Genomic DNA, 25,042 nt, shown 5'->3' on the forward strand with positions numbered 1-25,042 from the left:
CGGCCGGAAGATCGTAGGAGGTACCGATGGGACAGTCCGAGAGCTCCGCGACCTCGGGGGACAGGGATACCGGCAAGGGTCCGGACACCGAAGTCGAGAAGGATCCGCCCGGCCCGCAGGACCACGGACGCGAGGGTGGGATGGCCACCCGCGAGAACGCCCCCGAAGCGGTCCAGCGCTCCGAGGGCGGCGACTCGTAGGAGGGTTGAGTTACCCGGGTCAGGACACCTGGGTCAGGACACCTCGCGCAGGAGTCCGGTCGCGACGTCGAAGACGAACCCGCGCAACGACGTGGTCTTCGTGACGAACGGGCTGTTCTGGATCCGGGTGATCGATTGGCGGACGTCCTCGTCGAGATCGGCGAACGCCTCCGCCGACCACGCGGGCTTCTGCCCGATCTCGTCCTGGATCTGGCGCTTGAAGTCGTCGTCGGTGAACGTCAGCATGCCGCAGTCGGTGTGGTGGATGAGGATGATCTCGGTGGTGCCGAGCAGTCGCTGACTGATGGCCAGGGAGCGGATCTCGTCGTCGGTCACCACCCCGCCGGCGTTGCGGATCACGTGGGCCTCGCCCTCGTTCAATCCGAGGATGCGGTAGACGTCGAGCCGGGCGTCCATACAGGCCACCACCGCGACGTGCTTGGCCGGCGGCAGGGGCAACGGCCCGGTGAAGGTCTTGGCGTATTCGGCGTTGTTCGCGAGGTATTCGTCGGTGACACTCATGCGCCGATCCTGATGTGTCGACGTCGCCCCGGCGAGGGTTTGGACGTCGGTGATCGGAAGTGACCGAAACGGCACCCGGCAGATGTAGTGCATCGTTGCGCCTGGGGCAACGATGTGCGACACCTGCCGATCGGAGACCGTCAGGAGTTGCCGTCGAGTGAGCCCTTGACGTCGTTGAGGACCAGCCAGGCGGCGGCGAGTCCCGAGGACTCGTACCAGACGTCGTCGTCGACGGCGAGCACACGTTTCCACACGGGTGCGCCCAGGCTGAGCCATTCGTCGCTGAGCAGGACCTCTTCCCCGTGGGCGAGGCCCTCCTCGCCCTCGAAGCTCACATAGATGAGGTCGGCGTCGGCGTCGCGGAGGTCGTCGTCGGTGAGGGCGAAGGAGTCGGGCACGCGCTGCGGGCCGGGCCGCTGGACGCCGATGTCCCCGAGCACCTGGCCGGCGAAGGTGTTCATCCCGGCGATGGTCTCGGAGTCGTCGCCGAAGCGCACCAGCGACACCTGGGTGTGCGAGGCGTCCATCCGCCGGCCGGTCTTGGTGGCCTCGGTCGTGTACTCGGCGAGGCGTGTCCGACCCGACCCGCTGCGGTTCACGGCGTCGGCGACGGCTTGGAACTGCTCTTGCCAGGTGCCGTCGGTCGGGACGGTGACGGTGCGGACACCGGGGAACGCGCGGGCGGAGTCCGCGGTGTCGGCGGTGGTGAGGACGAGTCCGGCATCGGCGTCGGCGACCGCCGCGGCGTCGGGCGTCGGTCCGATGGCCGGGACCGAGGTCAGCTGGGGACCGAGATACTCGGGCACGGAACCGGGCTCGGCAGCCACCGCGACGACCTCGGGGCCGAGCCCGAGGGCGCACAGCGCGTCGAGAACAGCGGGGTCGGTCACGACGATGCGTTCGACGTCGGCCTCACCCGGATCCGGCGCGGTGGGTGCGAGGCAGGTCTTCGCGTAATCACGGTCGGCCGAGACGATGTTCACCTCCGCCACCCGTGTCGTCACGGTGGAGATGGGGGAGCCGTCCGGAGTCGTCAGCGGCTCCTCGCCCGAACAGGCGGCCAGCGCGACCACGGTCAACCCGATCGTGGTCGCCAGGCCAATGCGTCGGACGAGTGAGCGCCGGGTCTCGCCGGTGGCTGCCTCGACACTTCTGGCGGCCTCGTTCGCGACCGTGACCCTCCGTTGCACCCGCCCAACCTAGCACCGGTCCCGAGGCACCCGGCGTAGGCTCGGATGCGCACTCCCGGGCGCCGGACGCCGGCAATCTGAGGGGTGCTCCGAGAGTCTGGCGCGTCGTCGAAGAAACCGCCGATGAGCACTGCCGATCCGGTGGCTCCGACATCGAATACGACAGATCGTAGGACCCGCTCGGCCCGGGCACCGGTGAGGGTTTAGGATCAGTAACCAGCGCTCGGTTTGTTCATGTGCCGACCGACGGCCGAAGGGGTTCGGCGTCGGGTTCGGGCAAGAGGAGGATCTGTGACCGCGGTAGACCAACCCACCACGCAAGTGGCTCCAGTGCGTCCGTTCCCGGAGCGCTATCAGCCCAAGGGTTCGTTCATCTACAAGCTGCTGACGACGACCGATCACAAGTTGATCGGCATGATGTACATCACCGCCTGCTTCGCGTTCTTCCTCATCGGCGGCCTCATGGCCCTGCTGATGCGTGGCGAGCTCGCGATGCCGGGCATGCAGTTCCTGTCCACCGAGCAGTTCAACCAGCTCTTCACGATGCACGGCACCGTGATGCTGCTGATGTACGCGACGCCGATCGTGATCGGCTTCGCCAACTTCGTGTTGCCGCTGCAGATCGGTTCGCCCGACGTCGCCTTCCCGCGACTCAACGCACTCGGCTTCTGGCTGTTCGTCTTCGGTTCGACCATCGCCGTCGCCGGCTTCATCACGCCCGGTGGCGCCGCCGACTTCGGCTGGACCGCGTACACGCCGCTGACCGACGCCGTGCACAGCCCCGGCATCGGCGCCGACCTGTGGATCATGGGTCTGGCCGTCTCGGGTCTCGGCACCATCCTCGGTGGCGTCAACATGGTCACCACTGTGATCTGTCTCCGCGCACCCGGCATGACGATGTTCCGCATGCCGATCTTCACCTGGAACATCCTGGTGACCAGCGTGCTGATCCTCCTCATCTTCCCGCTGCTGACCGCGGCGCTGATGGGTCTCGAGGTCGACCGCCAGTTCGGTGCCCACATCTACGACCCGGCCAACGGCGGCGTCATCCTGTGGCAGCACCTGTTCTGGTTCTTCGGACATCCCGAGGTGTACGTCATCGCCCTGCCGTTCTTCGGCATCGTGTCCGAGGTCTTCCCGGTCTTCTCGCGGAAGCCGATCTTCGGCTACTCCGGTCTGATCTACGCCACGCTCGCCATCGCCGCCCTGTCGGCCGCGGTGTGGGCCCACCACATGTACGTCACCGGCGCCGTGCTGCTCCCGTTCTTCGCCTTCATGACGTTCCTGATCGCGGTGCCCACCGGCGTGAAGTTCTTCAACTGGATCGGCACGATGTGGCGCGGTCACATCACGTTCGAATCCCCGATGCTGTTCTCGGTCGGCTTCATCGTGACGTTCCTCTTCGGTGGTCTGACCGGTGTGCTGCTCGCGAGCCCGCCGCTGGACTTCCACCTGTCCGACAGCTACTTCGTCGTCGCGCACTTCCACTACGTGCTCTTCGGCACCATCGTGTTCGCCACCTACGCCGGCATCTACTTCTGGTTCCCGAAGATGACCGGGCGCATGCTCGACGAGCGACTCGGCAAGATCCACTTCTGGCTGACGTTCATCGGCTTCCACATGACCTTCCTGGTGCAGCACTGGCTGGGCAACGAGGGCATGCCGCGTCGCTACGCCGACTACCTCCCGTCGGACGGCTTCACGACGCTGAACATGATCTCGACCGTGGGCGCGTTCATCCTCGGCCTGTCGACCCTGCCGTTCCTGTGGAACGTCTTCCGCAGCTACCGCTACGGCGAGGTCGTGACCGTCGACGACCCGTGGGGCTTCGGCAACTCGCTCGAGTGGGCCACCTCCTGCCCGCCGCCGCGCCACAACTTCACCGAGCTGCCCCGCATCCGGTCGGAGCGCCCGGCGTTCGAGCTGCACTACCCGCACATGATCGACCGCATGCGTGCCGAGGCACACGTCGGCCCGGGTCACGCCGCGGGCAAGGACCGTCAGATGGAAGAGGCTCGTCGCGAGCCGTTCACCGTGGGAACGCACGAGGGATCCCCGGATCCCGACCCGCGCTGACCCGGTGAGCAAGGACTCGACAGCCAGTTCCGGTACGACCGTCCTGGTCACTGTCACCGGTCCCGACCGGCCAGGTGTCACCTCTGTTCTCATGGGTGCCCTGGCCGGTCAGGCCGTTGCACTGCTCGACGTCGAGCAGGTGGTCATCCGCGGACAGCTGACCCTCGGAGTGCTGGTGTCCTCCACCGGCGACCCCGAGGCGCTGCAGGAAGTCGTCGAACAGGCGATGGCGTCCATCGGTTTCGACGTCCGGGTGGAGATCGGGGTCGATCCCGGTAGCCGTTCGCCGTCGTCGCATGCCGTCGTCATCCTCGGCAGCCCGGTCACCGCCACCGCGTTCAGCGCCGTCGCGGCGAAGCTGGCGAGCCAGGGCGGCAACATCGACTCGATCCGCGGGATCGCCGACTACCCGCTCACCGGCCTCGAACTCATGGTCAGCGTTGCCGGCCGGGGCGGTGTCGCCGCCGACGCCGCCCTCCGCAAAGGCCTCGCCGAGGTGGCCGCGAAGCATGCGGTGGACATCGCCGTGGAGCGCGGCGGACTCGCTCGGCGCGCCAAGCGCCTGATCGTCTTCGACGTCGACTCGACGCTCATCCAGGGCGAGGTGATCGAGATGCTCGCCGCGCACGCCGGCCGCGAAGCCGAGGTCGCCGCGGTGACCGAGGCGGCGATGCGAGGCGAACTCGACTTCGCGCAGTCCCTCCACGAACGCGTCAAGGCCCTGGCCGGACTCGACGCAAGTGTTCTCGACGATGTCGCCAAATCGCTCGAACTGACCCCCGGTGCTCGGACGACGATCCGTACGCTGCACCGTCTCGGATTCCACTGCGGTCTCGTGTCCGGCGGTTTCCGTCAGGTCATCGACGGACTCGCGCACGAACTCGAACTCGACTTCGTCCGGGCCAACACCCTGGAGATCGTCGACGGGAAGCTCACCGGCCGGGTCGTCGGCGAGGTCGTCGACCGGATGGGCAAGGCGCATGCGCTGCGGTCGTTCGCCGATCAGGTCGGGGTGCCGATGGAGCAGACGATCGCGGTGGGCGACGGCGCCAACGACATCGACATGCTCAGCGTCGCCGGGCTGGGAATCGCCTTCAATGCGAAGCCGGCGCTGCGCGAGGTCGCCGACGCCACGCTGAATCACCCGTTCCTCGACGGGGTCCTGTTCATCCTGGGCGTCTCCCGCGACGAGATCGAGGCGGCCGACGCCGCCGACGGTGTCTATCGCCGGGTACCCCTGGGCTGACCTCGCACCGCGCCATGGAATCCGAGCGCACGGTCTCCCCGCATGTCGATCCGGAAGCGATCGCGGCCGATCATCGGCGGCTGGTCGCCTACGTCGGAGGCGGCGACGACCCGTCGGACCCCGCCGACGTCCTGGCGATGGCGATGGTGCTCCGCATCGAGAAGAACGATCCGCCCGACCGCACCGAACTGCTGACCGCGGCGGCGCGAGCGGTGGCGTTATTGTGCCTCGACGAACGAAGTGCGGGCGACGGTCCGTGGGCGGCGGCGATGGACGCCTGGTGCGACGCACGGATCCGGAAGATCGCCCGGCGCGCGCGTGGCGCGCAATGGGCTGCTGCGCAGGAGGTCTGGGGTGTGACCGCGACCGAGGGCGGGGCGTCGGCACGGGCGTTCGTGCCCGGCCGCGTCGGTGACCTCGACCGGCGTGTGGCGAAGCTGCAGATCGGTGGGACCGAGGTCGAGGGAGAGCTGCCCGATCAGCCGCCGGTCTCGGGCGTCGTGCTGTGGACCAATCCCGACCTGCCGATGACCGTCGGCAAATTGGCCGCGCAGGTCGGTCACGCGTCGATGCTGGCGGCCAAGCTCCTCGCCGCGTACGACGCGATCGAGTGGCGTCGGGACGACTGCCCGCTCGCGGTCCGTCAGGCCACGCCCGGGCGGTGGCGAGAACTGCTCTCCGCCGATGCCGCCGGGAGGGCGGTGGCCGTTCGAGACGCCGGGTTCACCGAGATCGCGCCCGGTTCGGTGACCGTCATCGCCGAGGTCATCCGGGCCCAGGAGGACACGTGAGCGCTGCGGTACCGCCGGAATGGGTGAAAGCTCTTGATCTGCAACCCCATCCGGAAGGCGGCTGGTTCCGGGAGACGTGGCGGAGCGACGTCGTCGTGCCGTCGGCGTCGCTTGCCGACGGCTATACCGGCGACCGTGCCGCCGGCACGGCGATCTACTTCGTCCTCATGCCGGGCGACGAGTCGGCGTGGCACACGGTACGCGGCGCCGAACTGTGGCTGCACCATCGAGGAGCGCCGGTCGAACTCGATCTCGGCGGGGACGCCGATGCCCCCGGTGACCCCACCACGATTCTGGTCGGGCCCGACATCGAATCCGGTGAGCACCCGCAAGCGCTCGTGCCGCCGGGCGTGTGGCAGCGTGCCCGGCCCGCCGGGGACGAGCCGTCACTCGTCAGCTGCATCGTCGTGCCCGGGTTCGACTTCGAGGACTTCCGGCTGGCCTGACGGTCGGCCCTCGGATCCCGGCTAGCCGGCGGCGACCGGTGAGTTCACCGGCGCGAGGTGGCCGAAGGTGCCCAGCCACACGTCACGATCGGGCGCCAGCGACGCGACGATCAGCTCGTCGGCGTCGGCGTGCCCGGCGAACCACGAGAGGTAGTCGCGCACCTCGCCCGGCGTCCCGACACCCGAGTACGTCAGCATTTCGTCGATCTGGCGTCCCTGCGGCATCGAGAGGATGGCGTCGGCTTCCTCGTCGGTGAAGGTCCGGCCGCGGCCGTAGAGCAGCGACACGCGTTGACGTTTCGCGATCTGCAGCTGCGCCTGCGCACGGTCGGCGTCCTCGTCGGCGATCGCTCCGACACCCGCGATGACGTAGGGCTCGGCGAGGACCTCCGACGGCCGGAACTCGCGGCGGTACAACGCCACGGCCTCGGTGAGCGCCTGCGGCGCGAAGTGGGAGGCGAAGGCGTACGGAAGTCCGAGGGCCGCGGCGAGCTGCGCGCCGAACAGCGACGAGCCGAGGATGTAGAGCGGCACGTGGGTGCCCGCGCCCGGGGTCGCGCGAACGCCTTCGACACGCGACTCGTCGCCGAGGAAGGCCTGCAGCTCCAGGACGTCGTGCGGGAACCGCTCCGCGGAGGCGTGGGTGCGGCGCAGGGCCGCGAAGGTCTGCTGATCGCTGCCGGGCGCGCGCCCGAGCCCGAGGTCGATGCGCCCGGGATGGAGTTCGGCGAGTGTGCCGAACTGCTCGGCGATGGTCAGCGGGGAATGGTTCGGCAGCATCACGCCGCCGGCGCCGAGACGGATGGTCGAGGTGTGCGCGGCGATGTGTGCGATGAGCACCGCCGGTGCCGACGACGCGATGGCCGACATGTTGTGGTGCTCGGCGTACCAGATCCGGCGGTAGCCCCACTTCTCCGCGTTCTGTGCGAGATCGACACTGGCGGACAGGCTTTGCGCGGCAGTCTCGTCACGACCGATCTGCGCGAGATCCAGGATCGACAAGGGGAGGTTCGAAGGGGTCACGACGATGTTCAATGCGGCCGACGCCCCGGACTATTCCCGCCGTCCGGTCTGCCGTGAGTCGAACGGGTCGACCATTCCCTCGTGGTGCAGGATGGGGGAGTGACCGAATCCGATCCCGACCTCCTGATCGATTTTCGCGACGTCGCCGTCGTCCGGGGCGGCAAGACTCTCGTCGGCCCGCTGTCGTGGCAGGTGGAACTGGACGAACGCTGGGTGATCATCGGACCCAACGGCGCGGGAAAGACGACACTGATCCGACTGGCCGGGGCGGAGATCCACCCGACGTCGGGCACCGCCTTCGTGCTCAACGAGAAGCTCGGCCGGGTCGAGATCCGCGAGCTGTCGACCCGGATCGGGGTCTCGAGCCCGTCGCTGGTCGATCGAGTGCCGCCGGAGGAGATCGTCAGCGACGTCGTCATCTCGGCGGGATATGCGGTCCTGGGGCGGTGGCGCGAGAGCTACGACGCCGTGGACCGTGCGCAGGCCGTCGAATCGCTGGAATCGATGGGTGCCGAGCACCTCGCGGACCGTCGCTTCGGCACGCTGTCCGAGGGCGAGCGCAAGCGTGTCGTGATCTCGCGCGCGCTGATGACCGACCCCGAACTGCTCTTGCTCGACGAACCGGCCGCCGGGCTCGACCTGGGTGGCCGCGAAGAACTCGTCGATCGTCTCGCCCGCCTCGCCGCCGACCCCGACGCGCCGGCCATCGTGCTGATCACCCACCACGTCGAGGAGATCCCCGAAGGTTTTACCCATGCGATGATCCTGTCCGAGGGTGGTGTGGTGGCCCAGGGGCTGCTCGAGGAGGTACTCACGAGCGAGAACCTCACCGCCGCCTTCCGCCAGCAGATCGTTCTGGACAAGGTCGACGGCCGGTACTTCGCGCGGCGCCGGCGCCGCGCGGGTGGCCACCGTCGAGCAGCAGGAGGTAACTGAATGACGTCGACACAGGAGCAGGGCGCGGACATCGTGTCCGCACCGTTGCGGGATGCCGCGACCGTCGTGCTCGTCCGCGACGCTGCCGACGGCATCGAGGTGTTTCTCCAACGCCGCGTCAAGCAGATGGCCTTCGCGGGGGGAATGACGGTGTTCCCGGGCGGCGGCGTCGACAAGCGGGACGCCGACGCCGACCTGGCGTGGACGGGTCCCGAGGCCACCTGGTGGGCCGGGCAATTCGGCAGCGACGCCGAGATCGCCCAGGCCCTGGTGTGCGCGGCCGTCCGCGAGACGTTCGAAGAGTGCGGCGTCCTGCTCGCGACCGATGCCGACGGCGCCTTCGCCGACCCGGAGGGACTGGCCGAGGATCGGCAACGCCTCGTCGAGAAGTCGTTGTCGTTCGCGCAGTTCCTCACCGCGCGCGGACTGACGCTGCGTGCCGATCTGCTGCGTCCGCTCGCGCACTGGATCACCCCGGTGAACGAGAAGCGACGCTACGACACCCGGTTCTTCCTGGCCGCGATGCCCGACGGACAGCATGCCGACGCCGAGACCACCGAAGCCGAGGTCGCCCGGTGGGTGAACGCCCGCGTCGCGATCGATTCCTGGGCCGCGGGCCAGCACTTCCTCATGCCGCCCACGTGGTCGCAGCTCAACTACGTCTCGCAGTTCTCGACCATCGACGAACTGCTCGACGCCGAGCGTGTCATCGAACCGATCCTGCCGAACGTGACAGCCGGCGCCGGGCTGGCCGGCCTCGGTTTCCCGGGCTCCGACGAGTACTTCCGGACTCTCGGCGATCAGCAGCCGCCCGAGATCACGCTCTGACCGGACGCGCTGTCAGGTTGAGGGCGCCAGAGCCCCGGCGGCGTTCGTCCGTCCGCCGAACAGCATGACGATGTCGCGGATCGGCGCCTCGACGACCTCGCCCGTCCCGGCCGCGAAGTCGCAGTCGGTGGCCACGTAGCGTCGTCCCTCGTTTCGGCGACTTGCGTGGAACGGGAAACCCGTCGACCACAGGTAGTCGGCGCACGCCGTCGCGGCGTCGGTCGGCATCGGCCGGTCGAGTCCGAGCGGGACGGCGATGTCCTGCCCGTGCAGGAGCGAATCCAGTAGCGGCGCCATGGGAGTCGTCCCGATCGGATGCCGACGCGAACCGACCATGGCGCGCAACTTCGAGGCGGCCTGATCCGCCGTGGTGTCGTCGCGCAGCGCGAGTTCGCGGATCATCGTGTTGAACCGGAAGCCGTATCGGCACGCGGCGATCATCGCTCGTGCCGGTGAGGTGTGGGAGTGGGTGAGGTGGACCGCGACGTCGCGCACCGTCCACGCGTCGCACAGCGACGGGGTGGCGAGTTGCTCGGGCGTGAGGGTCTCGATCAGCGCGGCGAGTTCGAGTCGTTGCTCGTCGATGCGCTGCCAGATGAGGTCGGTGTCCATCGGTCGCTCCCGCCGCACAGATAGTCAGGTTACCTGACTGATATTAGTCAGGTTTTCGTACTAAAGTCAACGACGTGTCCGACCCGGAGATCGCCGTTCTGATGTTCATCGCCCATCGCGCGACCGAGCGCCGAGTGTTGGCACGGATCGCCGAGGAAGGGGCCGACGACATCACTCCGGCGCAGTCCCGGGTGCTACAGCGGCTGGCACCCGAACCCATGCGGCTGACCGATCTCGCCGAGCAGGCGGGTGTCACCAAGCAGACCGCGGGCGGCATCGTCGACCAGCTCGAGGCGGCGGGCTACCTGACCCGGGTGCCGGACCCGTCCGACCGTCGCGCCCGGCTGGTGACGCTGAGTGAGCGGGGCGTTCACCTGTGCGAGGTCGCCGCGCGAGAGGTCGAGGCGCAGCAGCAGGAGTGGCGCGAGCATCTCGGCGACGCCCAGTTCGCCGCCCTGGAAAGGGCATTGCGGTCGTTACGCGACGTCACCGATCCATATCGATGATCTCGGCGTCCTCGTCGGTGCCGATGTCGTCGCGGTCGGCCCAGTCGATGAGGGTGTCGAGTCGGTGCGCGACGTCGTCGATCTCCGCGTGCAGGTCTCCGAGTTCGGCGAACCGGGCCGGCACGGTGGCGATGGTGAAATCGTCGGGTTCGATGTCGTCGATCTCGGCCCAGGTGATCGGCGTCGACACGGTGGCCCGCTCGTTGCCACGCACGGAGTAGGCCGACGCCATGGTGTGGTCGCGGGTGTTCTGGTTGTAGTCGACGAAGACCGCCGCCGGGTCGCGGTCCTTGCGCCACCAGGTCGTCGTCACGTCGTCGGGCGCCCGACGTTCGACCTCCCGGGCGAACGCGAGAGCCGCACGCCGGACCTGCGGGAAGCCCCACTCCGGCGCGATGCGGACGTAGATGTGCAGCCCGCGACCGCCCGAGGTCTTGGGGAACCCGCGCATACCCAGTTCGTCGAGCACTTCTTCGACGACGTGCGCCACGCGCCGGATCCGGGGGAACGTGCAGTCGGGCATCGGGTCGAGGTCGATACGCCACTCGTCGGGCGACTCGGGGTCGTCGCGTCGTGAGTTCCAGGGGTGGAACTCGACGGTCGACATCTGCACCGCCCAGATCACCGATGCCAGTTCGGTGACGCACAGTTCGTCGGCGGTGCGGCCGTACCGCGGGAAGTAGATCTCGGTGGTCTCCAGCCAGTCCGGCGCACCGGCGGGGATGCGCTTCTGGTGGACCTTGTTGCCGCTGACGCCCTTGGGGAACCGGTGCAGCATGCACGGACGGTCGCGCAGCGCACGGACGATCCCGTCGCAGACGGACAGGTAGTACTCGGCGAGATCGCGCTTGGTCTCACCGCGCTCGGGAAAGTAGACGCGGTCGGGACTCGACAGCCGGACGGTGCGGTCGCCGACCTCGAGCTCGATGGGATCACCTGCGGAACCCGACGTTTTCGCCATGACCGCCACTGTATGGCTCCGATGCCGGTGGGCGGCGGACTCCGGGCCGCGTCGTGCGTGCCGGGTCGTCGGCCTGGGTCGTCGGGCTGGGGCATCGATCGGACTTACCTACCGGTAGCCTTCGACCATGCCTGAGTTCGTGACCCTCGAGTGCTCCGACGCTCATCCGGGGGTCGGCACCATCCTGCTGCACCGGCCGCCGATGAACGCGTTGAGCCGGCAGGTGCAGGCCGAACTGGCCGCCGCGGCCGAGGAGGCCACGGTCCGCGCCGACATCAAGGCCGTCGTCGTCTACGGCGGCCCGAAGATCCTGGCGGCCGGCGCGGACGTCAAGGAGATGCGGGACGTCGGCTACGCCGAGATGAGCCGGGTGGCGGGTCGCCTGCAGAGCGATCTCGGCGCGATCGCCGCCATCCCGAAGCCGACCGTCGCGGCCATCACCGGGTACGCGCTCGGCGGTGGCCTCGAAGTCGCGTTGGGTGCCGACCGACGGATCGCGGGCGACAACGCGAAGCTCGGGCTGCCCGAGGTCCTGCTCGGTCTCATCCCCGGCGGCGGCGGCACGCAGCGGCTGGCACGTCTCATCGGGCCGTCGAAGGCCAAGGATCTGATGTTCACCGGCCGCTTCGTCGACGCCGCGGAGGCACTGGCGATCGGACTCGTCGACGAGGTCGTCGCGCCGGACGAGGTCTACAACGCCGCGCTCGCCTGGGCCGGACAGTTCGACGGCGCCGCCTCGGTGGCGCTCGCCGCGATCAAGAAGGCCGTCGATCAGGGGCTCGGCGTCGACCTCGACACCGGGCTCAAGATCGAAGAGCAGTTGTTCGCCCCGCTGTTCGCGACCGAGGACCGCGCCATCGGTCTGACTTCGTTCCTCGAGAACGGCCCCGGGAAGGCGGAATTCGTCGGCCGCTGAGCCGTCGTCGCCGCGCACCCTTCCACCACAGCATCCCGTCACCACGCACACAGGAAGCGATCATGACCACCGACGCCACACCGGGCACCGATCCCGCTCCCAATCCGCACGCCACCGAGGAACAGGTCAAGGCGGCCCTCACCGACACCAAACTCGCCCAGGTGCTCTACCACGACTGGGAGGCCGAGACCTACGACGAGAAGTGGTCGATCAGCTTCGACGAACGCTGCATCGACTACGCGCGTGGCCGTTTCGACGCCGTGTCCACCGACGAGCCCCTGCCGTACGGCCGCGCGATGGAACTCGGTTGTGGCACCGGCTTCTTCCTGCTGAACCTGATGCAGTCGGGTGTTGCGTCGAAGGGGTCGGTCACCGACCTCTCGCCGGGCATGGTCAAGGTCGCCCTGCGCAACGCGGAGAACCTCGGTCTCGATGTCGACGGCCGGGTCGCCGACGCGGAGAAGATCCCGTACGACGACGACACCTTCGACCTCGTCGTCGGACATGCTGTGCTGCACCACATTCCCGATGTCGAGCAGGCGCTGCGCGAGGTGCTGCGGGTCCTCAAGCCCGGCGGGCGGTTCATCTTCGCGGGTGAGCCGTCGACGATCGGTGACTTCTACGCGCGCTGGATGAGTCGGGCGACGTGGTTCGCCACGACGAACGTCACGAAGCTCGGTCCGCTGCAGGGGTGGCGGCGCCCGCAGGACGAACTCGACGAGTCCTCGCGTGCGGCCGCGCTCGAGGCCGTCGTCGACATCCACACCTTCGATCCCGACGAGCTCGCCGGCATCGCCCGCGCCGCCGGCGCGCAGAAGGTGGCCACCGCCACCGAGGAACTGGCCGCCGCGATGCTCGGCTGGCCGGTCCGCACCTTCGAGGCCGCTGTGCCGCCGGAGAAGCTCGGCTGGGGCTGGGCACGATTCGCCTTCGGCGGATGGAAGCGCCTCACCTGGCTCGACGAGAACGTGCTGCGCAAGGTCGTGCCGCCGAAGTTCTTCTACAACGTCGTGGTGACGGGGACGAAGCCGCAGTAGGCGGTTCCGCCGTCAGGCCATGGGCTACTCCTTCGATCTCGACGACGTCGCGTTCCTGCGGTCGCGGCACGGCGAGAAGGCGCTCGACACGGTGTCCGCCCTCGAGCTCACCCCGTCGACGATGCTGGCCGACATCACCGAGGTACGCAGTCGATACGCGCCCCACGACGCCGCGCTGATCGAGACGGTGCAGTGTCGTAGGCGCGCCCGCTCGAAGCTGCGCGATGCCGAGGGTCTCCTGTTCACCGATGACGCCCTGCAGCAGGCGACCGCGTCGGTGGTCGCCGCGCACCGTGCGGAAGAGATCGCGGCGCGGTTCCCGGAATCGGTGGTGCACGACCTGACCTGTTCGATCGGGGCGGAGTTGCGAGAGCTGGTGCGCGCCAACGGTATCTCGGGTGTCATCGGGAGCGACATCGACCGGGTCCGGCTCGCGATGGCGCGTTCCAACGTGCCGGAGGCGACGCTGCTGGTCTCGGACGCGCTCACCCCGACCTCGACTGCGGACGTGCTCCTCGCCGATCCCGCGCGGCGATCGGATGCGGGCCGCATCTTCCGACTCGATCAGCTGACCCCACCGCTCTTCGAGCTGCTGACGACCTATCCCGGTCGCGCGCTCATCGTGAAATGCGCTCCCGGACTGGACCATCAGATGTTGCGAAACCGCTATGGCTTCGACGGCGAGGTCCAGGTCACCTCACTCGACGGCGGCGTGCGCGAGGCGTGCCTGTGGGCGGGCCCGGGTGTGGAGCCCGGCCGTCGGGCCACCGTGCTGCGCACCCGCACCGACGGAACGGTCGCCGAGGTCGAGGTCACCGACCGCGAGGACGACGACGTGCCGGCCGGTGAGGCGGGGGAGTGGATCGTCGACCCGGACGGGGCGATCGTGCGCGCCGGGCTGGTCAAGCACTACGCCCGCCGGTCCGGGCTCTGGCAACTCGACCCGCAGATCGCCTATCTCACGGGTGATTCCGTCCCCGACGGCGCCCGCGGGTTCCGGGTGATCGAGCAGACGGGGGTGACCGAGAAGGCGCTCCGGAAGGCGCTCACGGCGCTCGACTGCGGCCCCCTGGAAATCCTTGTCCGCGGACTCGACGTCGACCCCGACCGGCTGCGGAAGAAGCTCAAGCTCAAGGGCTCCCGGCCGTTGTCGGTGGTGCTGACCCGGATCGGGCGCAAGGGTGTCGCGTTCATCTGTGAGCCGGGTGTCCGGTTCTGAAACGAACCCGATCACGCAGAGTGCGGGATCGGTATCGGTTTCCGGTACGAATCCCGCACTCTACGAACACCTACTCGAGATCGGCCTTGCTGTCGAAGAAGTACACCTCGCCGAGATTGGTCGCGGTCGCGATCTGTCCGGCGTAGGACACCGAGACGCCGGTCGCGAAGCCGCGCGAATCCGGCAGCGGCAGAGTCCGTTTCGTCGCGCCGTCGGTCGTGGACACCTCGACCAGGGACAGGGAGTCCTTGCCGGGATCGCGGGCGACCGTCCACGCGGTCTGCTGCTGGGTCAGCGCGGACAGGCTCACTGTCGCCAGATCTGTGCGCTGCCAGACCTGTTCGGCGCGATCGCCCCGATCACGCAGCAAGGTCAGCGGGGCGCCGAGCGAACCGGTCGGGATGATCAGACCGTCCGGGGAGACGGTCATCGTCGCGAATCCGTGGCCGCCGATGTCGTAGGTCCACCGCGTCGATCCGTCCTCGGCGTTCAGGGCGACGATCTTGCCGTCGCGCGAGAACGCATAGACGGTCGCGCCGTCGGCCGAGAGCGTCGGGGTCCCGATGACGCCGCTGGGCACGTCGGCCTGCCACGCGGTCCGGACTTCGCGGTTCCCGGCAACGGCGCCGTACTTCATCGCGCGGATCTGCGACGTCGCTGCGCCCTGGGGAAAGAAGTTGAGGAAGAAGCGTTCTCGTTCGGTGTCGACGGCAGCGGGGGCGGGGATCGCGCACTGCGGCCCATTGCTCACGCAGTCGCCGAAGCCGCGGAGCGGTTGCGCCGGATCGGCGTCGTCGCGCAGTCTCACCTCAGGCGCGAGGAGTTCGTTGCGCTGGGTGTCGATCAGCAGGATCTGACCCTGTGTGGTGGCGACCAGCACCTCGTTCGGGGCCGCGAACTTCGCCGACAGCGGTACCCCGATCACGCCGGCCCGCCAGCGGATGGCGCCGCCGGCATTGAAGGCGAGGAAGGTCGTCTCCTCGCCGAGATAGGGCTGGTCGTACTGATCGACGAGCATCGCGTTGATCTCGACACCGGCCCGCATGTCCTTGCAGAAGTTCTTGCGTCCGGAGCGGCTGTCGAGCACGAGCACGTTGCAGCCCTGCGCCGCATTCGACGTCACGCCCACGTTCCCCTTGCCGGAGATCGTCACCGGTGCGGTGACCGGGCCGCCGGTCGGGCGTGTCCAGCTCAGCGTCAGGTCTTCCGGCACATCGGCATACGCGAAGTTGGCGTTGCCCGGGACACCTCCGTAGCTGGGCCAGCCGACGCTCGGCACGGAGCGGACGTCGATGTGGCCGTCCGAGCAGGCGGCGAGCGCCATCGAGCACACGGCCGTCAGCGCGACGAGCGGGCGGGTCAGCGCGGATCGGCGGCGTCGAGACACCTGCGGTCGTGCCAAAGCCATCCTGCTCCTCGTCGTCGTGCCCTGTTCTGCGTCGTGTCCAGGCGCCGGGCATGCCATCGAACGGCACTCCGCGCCAGCAGTGAGCCTATCGTGCGCGAAAATCGCGTCGATTAGGGTTTCTGGTCATGACCACCATGTGGAATGCGTCGTACCGGTCCCGCCGGCGCGCGGGCCGACGCCGCGACCCCGACCAGGCGCGTTTTCTCACGCTGGACTCGCTGCGATGGATCAGACGCAACCGGGCGTACACACCGTGGTACCTCGTGCGCTACTACCGCCTGGCGCGGTTCCGCCTCGCCAATCCGCACATCGTGCTGCGGGGCATGGTGTTCCTCGGGCGCAACGTCGAGATCCACGCGACGCCGGAACTCGCGCGCATGGAGATCGGTCGCTGGGTCCACATCGGCGACGGCAACTCCATCCGCTGCCACGAGGGCAGCCTCCGCATCGGCGACAAGACCGTCTTCGGCTGCAACAACGTGGTGAACTCCTACCTCGACCTCGAGATCGGCGGTTCCACCCTCATCGCCGACTGGTGCTACATCTGCGACTTCGACCACAAGATGGACGACATCACGCTGCCGATCAAAGACCAGGGCATCGTGAAGGGCCCGGTGCGCATCGGGCCGGACACGTGGGTCGCGGCCAAGGTGTCGGTGCTGCGCAACACCATCGTCGGGCGAGGATGCGTGCTGGGCTCGCACGCGGTGGTCAAGGGCGTCATCCCCGACTACGCCATTGCGGTCGGCGCACCCGCCCGGGTGGTCAAGAACCGGATGGACGACTGGGCCTCGAACGCCGCCGAACGCGCCGAACTCGAACGCGCCCTCGCCGACATCGAACGGAAGAAGGCCGCGGCCGAGCGGGACCCTTCGTGACGCCCTCCGCAGGCTCCGGGCTCCTCAGGGAGCAGGGGGCTATGGCTGGCCCGGGTCCCGTTCTGGCAGCGGGCGTTCCGGGATGTCGGGCCGTCCGATCGCGTGCCGGACCCGACGCTTCGCGGCGAGGTGCACGCTCGCGGTGCGCTCGGCGACCTCGGCCCAGGAGAACTCCGCGGTGAGCCGCGCCCGGGCCCGCAGTGCCCGCTGCGCGGCCGCGCCCGGATCGGACAGCGTGGCCCGGACCGCCGCGGCCAGACCGGCGACATCCGCGGGCTCGAACGTCAGCCCGGTGTCCGGCTCGCGAACCGCCTCACCCAGACCCCCGGCCGTGGTCACGATCAAGGGCACGCCGGTCGCCGCCGCCTCCAGCGCCACGATCCCGAACGGCTCGTAGCGACTCGGCAGCACGATGGCGTCGCAGCGGTGCATCAGCGTCACCAGCTCGGTGTGGTCGACCGGGCCGACGAACCGCACCGCCTTGCCGACCCGATGCTTGCGCGCCTGCTCCATCAGCCAGTCCCGCTGGGTGCCGTCACCGGCGATCGTCAGCGTCGTACCCGGATGGCTGCGCCGGATCCGGGGGAGAGCCGCGAGCAGATCCTGCACGCCCTTCTCGTATTCGAGCCGACCCGCGAACAGCAGCTCGGCCGGACCGCTCGTCCGAGCACGTTCGGCGAACGGCCACGTACGGATGTCGATGCCGTTGTGGATCACCGTGATGTCGGTGGCGTCGTAGCCGAACAGTCGGTTCACCTCGTCGCGCATCGACGCCGAACACGTGATGAGAGCATCGGATTCGGACACCAGCCACCACTCGACCGAATGCACCTGCCGGTTCGTCCGACCGCTCACCCAGCCGCTGTGCCGCCCGGCCTCCGTCGCGTGGATCGTGGAAACCAATGGCACATCGAAGAACTCGGCCAGCGCGATGGCCGGGTGGGCGACCAGCCAATCATGCGCGTGCACGACCTCCGGCATCCATCGCGACCCGATCGCTCCGCTCCCGGCGCCGTGCAGAATCCGAAGTCCCGCCCGCACGAAGGCATGCCCCATGGCCAGCGTCCAGGCCATCATGTCCTGCCCGAACTCGAACTCCGGCGGGTCCTCGGCGACGGCCAGAACCCGGACACCTTCGACGACGGTGTCCGTCGTCGGATGAGTCACCGCATCGGTCCCCGACGGACGCCGGGTCAGCACCACCACGTCGTGCCCGGCGGCGGCCATCTCGGTGGCGAGGTGATGGACATGCCGGCCGAGTCCGCCCACCACCACCGGCGGGTACTCCCACGACACGAACAACACCTTCATCGGATTCCCCCCTCGACACCGACCCGGTCGGCGGTCAGAGCCGTGTGCAGCCGGCGCGCATCGAGTGCGGGAAAGAGATTGTCGGCACGCGCCCAGGCGGCGGCGAGCGTCTCGGCTGCGTCGTCGCGGCCCCGCATCGCCGCGTCGCTGATCTCGCGGGTGGCATGCGCATGCGTGTGAGCTCGCGACACAGCGTACTGCGCCGCGGTGTCCTTCGACACCATGAACGGCCAGTCCGAGGACACGGTCAGCAGCGCCTCGCGCACGATCTGATCGGCGACCCGGCTGCGTGAACTCCCGTGTTGCCGCAGCTTGGCGACCGCGTCGAGCGCCGTCTCGGTGACCTCGGCGTTCAGGTCGACCAGGTGCTGCACGGCCGGGCCGTTCCACACCCGCCAGTCCTTACCCGACCCCCACGACGACCTGGGGAGGTCGATGGGCGCGCCGACGAGCCCGGCCTGCGTTGCGCCCGCGAGTGTCCCGACGGTGACCCCGACCTCGGGCAGACGTCGCAGCACCCGTTCCAGCCAGACCGGGCCCTCATGCCACCAGTGCCCGAACAATTCGGTGTCGAACGCGGCGACCACCAGCGCAGGCCGGCCGATCCGCGCGGACTCGTCGACCAGACGCTGCCGCACATGCGCGATGAAGTCCTCGACGTGCCGGTCGACAACCGCGTCGACGCGAGCCGGGTCGTAGGGCTTCTTGTCCTGCCCGGACACGGTCCGGCCGGTGACCCGGAACCGCTTGAGCCCGGTCTCATGGTCATAGGTGTGGAAATCCCGATAGGCGCCATGACCCGGATAGCCCGACTTCGGCGACCAGACGCGATAGCTCACCGTCAGGTCACGTCCGTAGGCGACGACGGCGCTGTCGCCGACGGGGCGTCCCAGCGCGGTGTCGCCGTGCAAGGCGGGCCCGTCGACCATGAAGTGGCGCACGCCCGCGCGGTCGTACTCCATCTCCATCCCCGGCGCGAAGGCGCACTCGGGTGCCCAGATCCCGGTCGGCTCGACACCCCACCGCGCATGGGCGTCCGCGAGCCCCTCGGTCAGCGAGAACCGGCGCAGTCGCGGGTCGAGCAGCGGTGCGAACGGGTGGGCCAGGGGGCCGCCCAGGATCTCGACGACACCGCTCGAGGCCAGTCCGCGGATCAGTGGTGACGCGCCGTGACGCCATCGGGAGGCAAAGGTGTCCAGCGCGCGCTGGGCGTCGAGGTACTCACGGCGGCCCGCCGCGGCTCGGTCGGCGTCGCGGGACATCGCTGCCTGCGTGGCCCGGAGCTGCCAGTCGGCGAGCCACTCGTACATCGACGACGCACAGTGCGGATCGTCGAGTTGCGCGGCCAGCACCGGCGTGATCCCGAGGGAGAGCTGGTCGGTGAAACCGTCGGCGGCCAGCCGCTCGAGCATGTCGAACAGCGGCAGGTACGACGCGGCCCACGACTGATACAGCCATTCCTCGCCGACCGGCCAACGGCCGTGATTGGCCAGCCACGGCAGATGCGAGTGCAGGACCAGCGTGAACTGGCCCGGGACGGGTTCGGTGCGGGTGGTCACCCTCAGCCCCGCAACGCGACGGCGAACAGGTCGAGCGAGTCGTCGATGTCGTACACGCCGGAATCGACGACATCGAAGTCCGCGGCGACCACGCCGGCGACATCCGCGGCCAGCTCGTCCGGCCAGGGCTCGCCGGCGAGCGCACGCTCGATCTGGGCGTCGATGAGCGAACCGCCCCATTTGGTGTCCAGGGCGCGAAGGCGCGGTCCGTGGACGACTCCCCACATCGCGTCGATCACGAAGCCGCCGTCGAGAAGCAGTTCGGTGAGTTCGGCCGCGTCGAGCTCACGGGTGTGGAACGGGTTGAGCGGTGTGTCGCGACCGGGGGAGAAGGTGATGCGGTTGGGCGTCGACATGAGCAGGACCCCGCCCGGACGCAGCACGCGGTGGCATTCGGCGACGAATCGCGGCTGATCCCAGAGGTGTTCGATGACCTGGAAGTTGACCACGATGTCGACCGAGGCGGAGGCGAGGGGGAGGTCGACGAGGTTGCCCTGGTGGACGACGAGCTGGGGATAGCGGCGTCGGGTGTGTTCGACCGCGGCGGCGTCGTAGTCGACGCAGACCACCGACGACGCCCCGGCGTCGGCGATCATCGCGGCGCCGTACCCCTCGCCGGAGCCGGCTTCGAGGACGTCGTGGCCCGCGCACCGGTCGGCGATGTGGCGGTAGGCGATCTCGTGGCGCCGGAACCAGTAGTTCTCGGCGGGAATCCCCGGGACCGTCCGCTCGCCGGTCAGCGCCAATTGCTGGTCGGTGTCGAGCGCCTCGAGACCAGTGGTTGCCGTCCCGCGCGACGATCCGAGGTCTGCGTCAGTCATCTGACAGAGAGTAGGGCATGCCCCGGGGACCGCCGGGGCCGTCGTGCCGAGCGAGCGAACGGTAGCGCGCATTGTGTGAGGTAGTCGATGTTTAGTGGAAACATAGGAGACGCTAAAGTGGTGGGGACCCATGGCCTTACCCGCCGGTAAGTTGCCGAACCCGATGCAGGAGGTCGACGTAGACCCATGACAAACATTGTCGTACTGATCAAGCAGGTTCCCGACACATGGTCCGAGCGCAAGTTGTCCGCCGACGACTACACCCTGGACCGTGAGGCCGCCGACGCCGTCCTGGACGAGATCAACGAGCGCGCCGTCGAGGAAGCGCTGAAGATCAAGGAGGCCGACGGCGGTGAGGTCACCATCCTGACGGCGGGTCCCGAGCGCGCCACCGACGCCATCCGCAAGGCCCTGTCCATGGGCGCCGACAAGGCGATCCACATCAAGGACGACCTCATGCACGGCTCGGACGCGGTCCAGACCGCCTACGTGCTGGCCCGGGCGCTCGGCACGGTCGAGGGTGTCGAGCTGGTCATCGCCGGCAACGAGGCCACCGACGGTCGCGTCGGCGCCATCCCGGCCATGATCGCCGAGTACCTCGAGCTCCCGCACCTGACCCACCTGCGCAAGCTGACCCTGGAGGGCGAGACCCTCAAGGGCGAGCGGGAGACCGACGACGGCATCTTCCACGTCGAGGCCAGCCTGCCGGCCATCGTCAGCGTGAACGAGAAGATCAACGAACCGCGCTTCCCCTCCTTCAAGGGCATCATGGCCGCCAAGAAGAAGGAGGTCACCGTCCTGACCCTCGCCGAGATCGACGTCGAGGCAAGCGATGTGGGCCTGGAGAACGCCGGCTCGGTCGTGACGGCGAACACCCCGAAGCCGCCGAAGACCGCGGGCGAGCGCGTCACCGACGAAGGCGACGGCGGCACCAAGGTCGCCGAGTACCTGGTCGGCCAGAAGATCATCTGACCTTCTCCACGCAGACCACCRGCGAACCCCCAGACATTCAGGAGAAAACCACCATGGCAGAAGTACTCGTTCTCGTGGAACAGGACGCCGAAGGCGCCCTGAAGAAGGTCACCAGCGAGCTCATCACCGCCGCCCGCGCACTCGGCACCCCGTCGGCGGTCGTCGTCGGCAAGCCCGGCTCGGCCGACGGCATCCTCGACGGACTCAAGGAGGCCGGCGCGGAGAAGATCTACGTCGCCGAGTCCGACGATGCGGGTAGCTACCTCATCACCCCGCAGGTCGACGTGCTGGCCTCGATCGCCGAGACCGCCTCGCCGGCCGGCATCCTCGTCGCGGCCACCGCCGACGGCAAGGAGATCGCCGGCCGCTTGGCCGTGCGCCTCGGCTCGGGCGTCCTCGCCGACATCGTCGACGTCAAGGAAGGCGGCGTGGGCATCCACTCCATCTTCGGTGGCGCCTACACCGTCGACGCCCAGGCCAAGGGTGAGGTCCCGGTCTTCTCGATCCGCCCCGGTGGCGTCGAGGCCGCTCCGCAGGCCGGCGCCGGCGAGCGTGTCGACGTCGAGGTCCCGGCTCAGGACGAGGGCGCGGTCAAGATCACCAAGGTCGAGCCGAACGTCGGCGGCGATCGTCCCGAACTGACCGAGGCGTCGATCGTCGTCTCGGGTGGTCGCGGTGTCGGCAGCGCCGAGAAGTTCTCCGTCGTCGAAGAACTCGCCGACGTGCTCGGTGCCGCCGTGGGCGCGTCGCGCGCGGCGGTCGACTCCGGTTACTACCCCGGTCAGTTCCAGGTCGGTCAGACCGGTAAGACCGTGTCGCCGCAGCTGTACGTCGCCCTGGGCATCTCCGGCGCCATCCAGCACCGCGCCGGCATGCAGACCTCGAAGACGATCGTGGCCGTCAACAAGGACGAAGAGGCCCCGATCTTCGAGATCGCCGACTACGGCGTCGTCGGCGATCTGTTCAACGTCGCGCCGCAGCTGACCGAAGAGGTCAAGAAGCGCAAGTGATCATGAGCTGATCAACTGCAGAACCCGGTGACCCCCGACTCCCCGTCGGGGGTCACCGTGCGTTCGGTGGCCGTTCACCCGCAGGTGGCCGCGGCGAGGCCTGTTCATCCGGTGGCGGCCCGAGTTCATCGAACCCGCACCGACACGACACGCTGCGGTGGTCCTGCCGATGCCCGGTCTCGTTTCCATTCGAGTCATGAACGCCATGCAGTCGCCAGTCCGCACCAGCCATGTCGCGCGCGCTCGGTTCTCGCGGGCCGTGCCGACGACCCTGCTCACCGCGGGGCCCATCCGGGTCCTCGTGTCCGACGATCCCGCCGACATCGTCGCCGCCCAGGAACTGCGGTATCGCGTCTTCGCCGACGAACCCGGCTTCTCCAACCGCATCGGTGACGCGGTCACCGGACGGGACGCCGACCGGTTCGACGCCTTCTGCGAGCACCTCATCGTCCGCCACGCCGACGACGGGGTCGTCGGGTGTGCGCGCCTGCTCTCCCCGGCGCGGGCGATCGCCGCCGGCGGCTGGTACTCGGCCACCGAGTTCGACCTCCGCGAGATGAACGACATCGTCTCCGCCACCGTCGAATTGGGTCGGGCGTGTGTCCACTCCGAGTACCGCGACGGGTCGGTCACCGCGCTGATGTGGGCGGCGCTGCTGCAGTACATGGACGACGCCGACCTGCGATACCTGATGGGCTGTGTGTCGGTGCCCCTGCACACGCCGGGTGAATGGCTGCCGGGGTCGTCGCTGCGCGCCCTGCGCGATCGTCTGCGGGACGACCACCGGGACCCCGAGCGACGTGCCCACCCGCTGGCACCGGCGCGCATCGGCGGACGCCTGCTCGACGACATCGTGCCGTCCGACACGGTCGCGATGCCGGCGCTGATGCGTGGATACCTCCGCCTCGGCGCCCGCATCTGTGGCGAGCCGGCGGTCGACGACGTCTTCGACGTCGCGGACTTCCTGACCCTGCTCGACCGCGAAGGGGCCAACAAGCGATACCTCGACCGGCTGCGATCGAGTGCCCGACGGCTGGGTTCGGCCCGCGCGGATGCCACGCCGGAGCCCGGTGGCGCGGCACGATGACCGCCCTGCTGGTCGGTCCGGTCGGACCTCGCTCCGAGCGTCCCCGACGCGAACACGCCGCGTGTCCGCCTGCCCGCCCGGCCGGCGCGCTCGCGCACCCGTGGTTCCCGATCAGCACCTGTGGCGACGGTTGCATCGGTGCACCGCGGGCCGGGCGGTTCGACGCGGTCTTCGGCGCGACGATCGTCGCGTGGCGTCTGTGCCGACTCGTCGTGGTCGTGGTGTGGATCGTCTGGGCGGCGCTGACCACCGGGGCGGTGGCGCGGCTGCGTCGTCGTCCGCCGCGTCCCCTGCGTCGATCCGCGTCGGGTGCACTGCTGGCGGCCCTGGGCATCGCCGTCCGCGTCGAGGACCGGCGCGGTGGCCCGACCCGCGCCGGACTCGTGGTCGCCAACCACATCTCGTTCCTCGACGTCTTGGCGCTCGCGCTGATCAGCCCTGCTGACGTGGTGGCCAAATCCGATGTCGTCGGGATGCCGGTGGTGTCGTCCCTTGCGCGCCGGTTCGGCGTCATCGCCGTCGACCGCGGCACACTCCGCGGTCTGCCGGGGACGGTCGGCGACGTGGCCGGGCGGCTGCACCGCGACTCGTCGGTCATCGTGTTCCCCGAGGGCACCACGTACTGCGGCCGCTCGGCCGGTGCATTCCGACCCGCGTTCTTCCAGGCCGCGATCGATGCGGACGTGCCGGTCGTGCCGGTGAGGTTGCGTTTCGTCGGCAGCGACGGGACCACGGCGACGGCACCGAGTTTCATCGGCGCCGACACCCCGGCCGACACGCTGCGGCGGGTCATGCGGGCGCGTGGTCTCGTCGTGACGATGGTCATCCACCCGCCCGAGGAACCCGGCGCAGATCGTCGCGAGCTGGCGCGTCGGTGTGAGCGCGTCGTGGCGGGGCGGTTCCCGGCCGCGGAAAGTGACATCAACCGTTCCCTGATATAGGTTTCTCCGGTAGCCGTCCGCAGCTCTGCGGACGATCAACCGCGTACCTCCAGGAGGCCGACGATGACGTCCACTCAGACCCGAGAAGCCGCGCGCGCCAAGTTCTTCGAACTCCGGGACGTCGACGGCCGGGTCGACGACGCCGACCTAGACACCGTGTGGGCGGGGCTGTCGCCGCTGCGGCCCGAGGAGATGCTCGGCGCATGGAAGGGCGGCGAGTTCACCACCGGGCACGCCATCAACGGCGCGCTCGCCAAGGCCAACTGGTTCGGCAAGACGTTCACCTCACGCAGCGACGTCCAACCGCTGGTGTGCCGCGACGAGAACGGCAACCTCTACTCCAACACCACACTCGGCAAGGGCAAGGCCAGCCTGTGGGCGATCGAGTTCCGCGGCGAGATCACCGCGTCGATGGTCTACGACGGTCAGCCGGTCATCGACCACTTCAAGCGCGTCGACGACACCACGGTGATGGGGATCATGAACGGCAAAGGCGGAGTCATCGACGGCCGTCACTTGTACTTCTACCTCGAGCGGGTCTGAGGC

Annotated in this window: 26 protein-coding genes; 17 read left to right on the forward strand and 9 right to left on the reverse strand. The window is 69.0% G+C overall.

What is annotated here, in order from left to right; genetic code table 11:
* Positions 1–26: 26 nt before the first annotated feature.
* Positions 27–200: a hypothetical protein gene (locus A9310_RS26095; RefSeq protein ID WP_091344398.1), complete on the forward strand. Its 174-nt coding sequence runs from the start codon at positions 27–29 to the stop codon at positions 198–200.
* Between the two features lie 33 nt (positions 201–233).
* On the opposite strand, the gene A9310_RS23630 is transcribed toward A9310_RS26095, so the two are convergent.
* Both A9310_RS23630 and A9310_RS23635 read right to left on the reverse strand, forming a co-directional pair.
* Complete coding sequence (locus A9310_RS23630) at positions 234–722, reverse strand: carbonic anhydrase (RefSeq protein WP_065632744.1); 489 nt, start codon at positions 720–722, stop codon at positions 234–236.
* 140 nt (positions 723–862) lie between these two features.
* Entirely contained in the window at positions 863–1,912 is a 1,050-nt protein-coding gene (locus A9310_RS23635) for an ABC transporter substrate-binding protein (RefSeq protein ID WP_065632662.1), read from the reverse strand.
* 291 nt (positions 1,913–2,203) lie between these two features.
* Between A9310_RS23635 and ctaD the strand changes: the two genes are divergently transcribed.
* From ctaD to A9310_RS23655, 4 genes are read left to right on the forward strand one after another with little or no spacing between them, the layout of a single operon-like run.
* Positions 2,204–3,988 (forward strand): cytochrome c oxidase subunit I, encoded by a 1,785-nt coding sequence (gene ctaD / locus A9310_RS23640; RefSeq protein WP_065632663.1) that lies wholly within the window; start codon positions 2,204–2,206, stop codon positions 3,986–3,988.
* Between the two features lie 4 nt (positions 3,989–3,992).
* Positions 3,993–5,234, forward strand: coding sequence for a phosphoserine phosphatase SerB (gene serB / locus A9310_RS23645; RefSeq protein WP_058252179.1), 1,242 nt, complete (start codon positions 3,993–3,995; stop codon positions 5,232–5,234).
* A gap of 14 nt (positions 5,235–5,248) precedes the next feature.
* Positions 5,249–6,025 (forward strand): peptidyl-tRNA hydrolase, encoded by a 777-nt coding sequence (locus A9310_RS23650; protein ID WP_065632664.1) that lies wholly within the window; start codon positions 5,249–5,251, stop codon positions 6,023–6,025.
* A complete protein-coding gene (locus A9310_RS23655; RefSeq protein ID WP_065632665.1) occupies positions 6,022–6,471 on the forward strand; it encodes a cupin domain-containing protein in 450 nt (149 codons plus the stop codon). Before A9310_RS23650 ends, A9310_RS23655 begins: the two co-directional genes overlap by 4 nt.
* Before the next feature lie 21 nt (positions 6,472–6,492).
* On the opposite strand, the gene A9310_RS23660 is transcribed toward A9310_RS23655, so the two are convergent.
* Positions 6,493–7,494 carry an LLM class flavin-dependent oxidoreductase gene (locus tag A9310_RS23660; protein ID WP_058252200.1) on the reverse strand — a complete coding sequence of 334 codons (1,002 nt, stop codon included), beginning with the start codon at positions 7,492–7,494 and terminating at the stop codon, positions 6,493–6,495.
* Positions 7,495–7,593: 99 nt separating this feature from the next.
* On the opposite strand from A9310_RS23660, the gene A9310_RS23665 reads away from it, so the two are divergent.
* Positions 7,594–8,430 (forward strand): ABC transporter ATP-binding protein, encoded by an 837-nt coding sequence (locus tag A9310_RS23665; RefSeq protein WP_065632666.1) that lies wholly within the window; start codon positions 7,594–7,596, stop codon positions 8,428–8,430.
* Positions 8,431–9,258 carry an NUDIX domain-containing protein gene (locus A9310_RS23670; protein ID WP_065632667.1) on the forward strand — a complete coding sequence of 276 codons (828 nt, stop codon included), beginning with the start codon at positions 8,431–8,433 and terminating at the stop codon, positions 9,256–9,258.
* Between the two features lie 12 nt (positions 9,259–9,270).
* On the opposite strand, the gene A9310_RS23675 is transcribed toward A9310_RS23670, so the two are convergent.
* Positions 9,271–9,870 (reverse strand): maleylpyruvate isomerase family mycothiol-dependent enzyme, encoded by a 600-nt coding sequence (locus A9310_RS23675; RefSeq protein WP_065632668.1) that lies wholly within the window; start codon positions 9,868–9,870, stop codon positions 9,271–9,273.
* A 74-nt stretch (positions 9,871–9,944) separates the two neighbouring features.
* Between A9310_RS23675 and A9310_RS23680 the strand changes: the two genes are divergently transcribed.
* Entirely contained in the window at positions 9,945–10,376 is a 432-nt protein-coding gene (locus tag A9310_RS23680) for a MarR family winged helix-turn-helix transcriptional regulator (RefSeq protein WP_083207515.1), read from the forward strand.
* Here the strand turns inward: A9310_RS23680 and ligD are convergent.
* A complete protein-coding gene (gene ligD, locus A9310_RS23685) occupies positions 10,357–11,337 on the reverse strand; it encodes a non-homologous end-joining DNA ligase (RefSeq protein WP_065632746.1) in 981 nt (326 codons plus the stop codon). The genes A9310_RS23680 and ligD overlap by 20 nt on opposite strands.
* Before the next feature lie 127 nt (positions 11,338–11,464).
* Here ligD and A9310_RS23690 point away from each other — a divergent pair, with 127 nt between their 5' ends.
* From A9310_RS23690 to A9310_RS23700, 3 genes are all read left to right on the forward strand, one after another.
* Entirely contained in the window at positions 11,465–12,253 is a 789-nt protein-coding gene (locus tag A9310_RS23690) for an enoyl-CoA hydratase/isomerase family protein (protein WP_058252172.1), read from the forward strand.
* A 62-nt stretch (positions 12,254–12,315) separates the two neighbouring features.
* The gene (locus A9310_RS23695) at positions 12,316–13,290 is read left to right on the forward strand and encodes a class I SAM-dependent methyltransferase (protein WP_065632669.1); all 975 of its coding nucleotides are present in this window, start codon (positions 12,316–12,318) and stop codon (positions 13,288–13,290) included.
* Between the two features lie 19 nt (positions 13,291–13,309).
* Entirely contained in the window at positions 13,310–14,509 is a 1,200-nt protein-coding gene (locus A9310_RS23700) for an SAM-dependent methyltransferase (RefSeq protein ID WP_065632670.1), read from the forward strand.
* A gap of 70 nt (positions 14,510–14,579) precedes the next feature.
* Here the strand turns inward: A9310_RS23700 and A9310_RS23705 are convergent, their stop codons facing one another.
* Positions 14,580–15,917, reverse strand: a complete 1,338-nt coding sequence (locus tag A9310_RS23705; protein ID WP_065632671.1) for a PQQ-binding-like beta-propeller repeat protein — start codon at positions 15,915–15,917, stop codon at positions 14,580–14,582.
* Positions 15,918–16,042: 125 nt separating this feature from the next.
* Between A9310_RS23705 and A9310_RS23710 the strand changes: the two genes are divergently transcribed.
* On the forward strand, positions 16,043–16,795 hold the full coding sequence (locus A9310_RS23710) for an acyltransferase (RefSeq protein ID WP_065632672.1): 753 nt from the start codon (positions 16,043–16,045) through the stop codon (positions 16,793–16,795).
* Positions 16,796–16,834: 39 nt separating this feature from the next.
* Here the strand turns inward: A9310_RS23710 and A9310_RS23715 are convergent, their stop codons facing one another.
* The 3 genes from A9310_RS23715 to A9310_RS23725 are packed head-to-tail and all read right to left on the reverse strand — an operon-like array spanning position 16,835 to position 20,486.
* The gene (locus A9310_RS23715) at positions 16,835–18,106 is read right to left on the reverse strand and encodes a glycosyltransferase family 4 protein (RefSeq protein ID WP_065632673.1); all 1,272 of its coding nucleotides are present in this window, start codon (positions 18,104–18,106) and stop codon (positions 16,835–16,837) included.
* On the reverse strand, positions 18,103–19,665 hold the full coding sequence (locus tag A9310_RS23720; protein ID WP_065632674.1) for a glycoside hydrolase family 57 protein: 1,563 nt from the start codon (positions 19,663–19,665) through the stop codon (positions 18,103–18,105). The genes A9310_RS23715 and A9310_RS23720 overlap by 4 nt, the downstream gene beginning before the upstream one ends.
* A gap of 2 nt (positions 19,666–19,667) precedes the next feature.
* Positions 19,668–20,486 carry a bifunctional 2-polyprenyl-6-hydroxyphenol methylase/3-demethylubiquinol 3-O-methyltransferase UbiG gene (locus tag A9310_RS23725; RefSeq protein WP_065632675.1) on the reverse strand — a complete coding sequence of 273 codons (819 nt, stop codon included), beginning with the start codon at positions 20,484–20,486 and terminating at the stop codon, positions 19,668–19,670.
* 186 nt (positions 20,487–20,672) lie between these two features.
* Between A9310_RS23725 and A9310_RS23730 the strand changes: the two genes are divergently transcribed.
* From A9310_RS23730 to A9310_RS23750, 5 genes are all read left to right on the forward strand, one after another.
* Complete coding sequence (locus tag A9310_RS23730) at positions 20,673–21,458, forward strand: electron transfer flavoprotein subunit beta/FixA family protein (protein WP_065632676.1); 786 nt, start codon at positions 20,673–20,675, stop codon at positions 21,456–21,458.
* A 53-nt stretch (positions 21,459–21,511) separates the two neighbouring features.
* Positions 21,512–22,468 (forward strand): electron transfer flavoprotein subunit alpha/FixB family protein, encoded by a 957-nt coding sequence (locus tag A9310_RS23735; RefSeq protein WP_058252164.1) that lies wholly within the window; start codon positions 21,512–21,514, stop codon positions 22,466–22,468.
* A gap of 100 nt (positions 22,469–22,568) precedes the next feature.
* Positions 22,569–23,555 (forward strand): GNAT family N-acetyltransferase, encoded by a 987-nt coding sequence (locus A9310_RS23740; protein WP_065632677.1) that lies wholly within the window; start codon positions 22,569–22,571, stop codon positions 23,553–23,555.
* The gene (locus A9310_RS23745) at positions 23,552–24,496 is read left to right on the forward strand and encodes a 1-acyl-sn-glycerol-3-phosphate acyltransferase (RefSeq protein WP_065632678.1); all 945 of its coding nucleotides are present in this window, start codon (positions 23,552–23,554) and stop codon (positions 24,494–24,496) included. The genes A9310_RS23740 and A9310_RS23745 overlap by 4 nt, the downstream gene beginning before the upstream one ends.
* Before the next feature lie 63 nt (positions 24,497–24,559).
* Positions 24,560–25,039 carry a DUF4334 domain-containing protein gene (locus A9310_RS23750; RefSeq protein ID WP_065632679.1) on the forward strand — a complete coding sequence of 160 codons (480 nt, stop codon included), beginning with the start codon at positions 24,560–24,562 and terminating at the stop codon, positions 25,037–25,039.
* Positions 25,040–25,042 lie beyond the last annotated feature (3 nt).

It is taken from the genome of Gordonia sp. UCD-TK1, from assembly GCF_001691435.1.
GTDB lineage: Bacteria > Actinomycetota > Actinomycetes > Mycobacteriales > Mycobacteriaceae > Gordonia > Gordonia hongkongensis.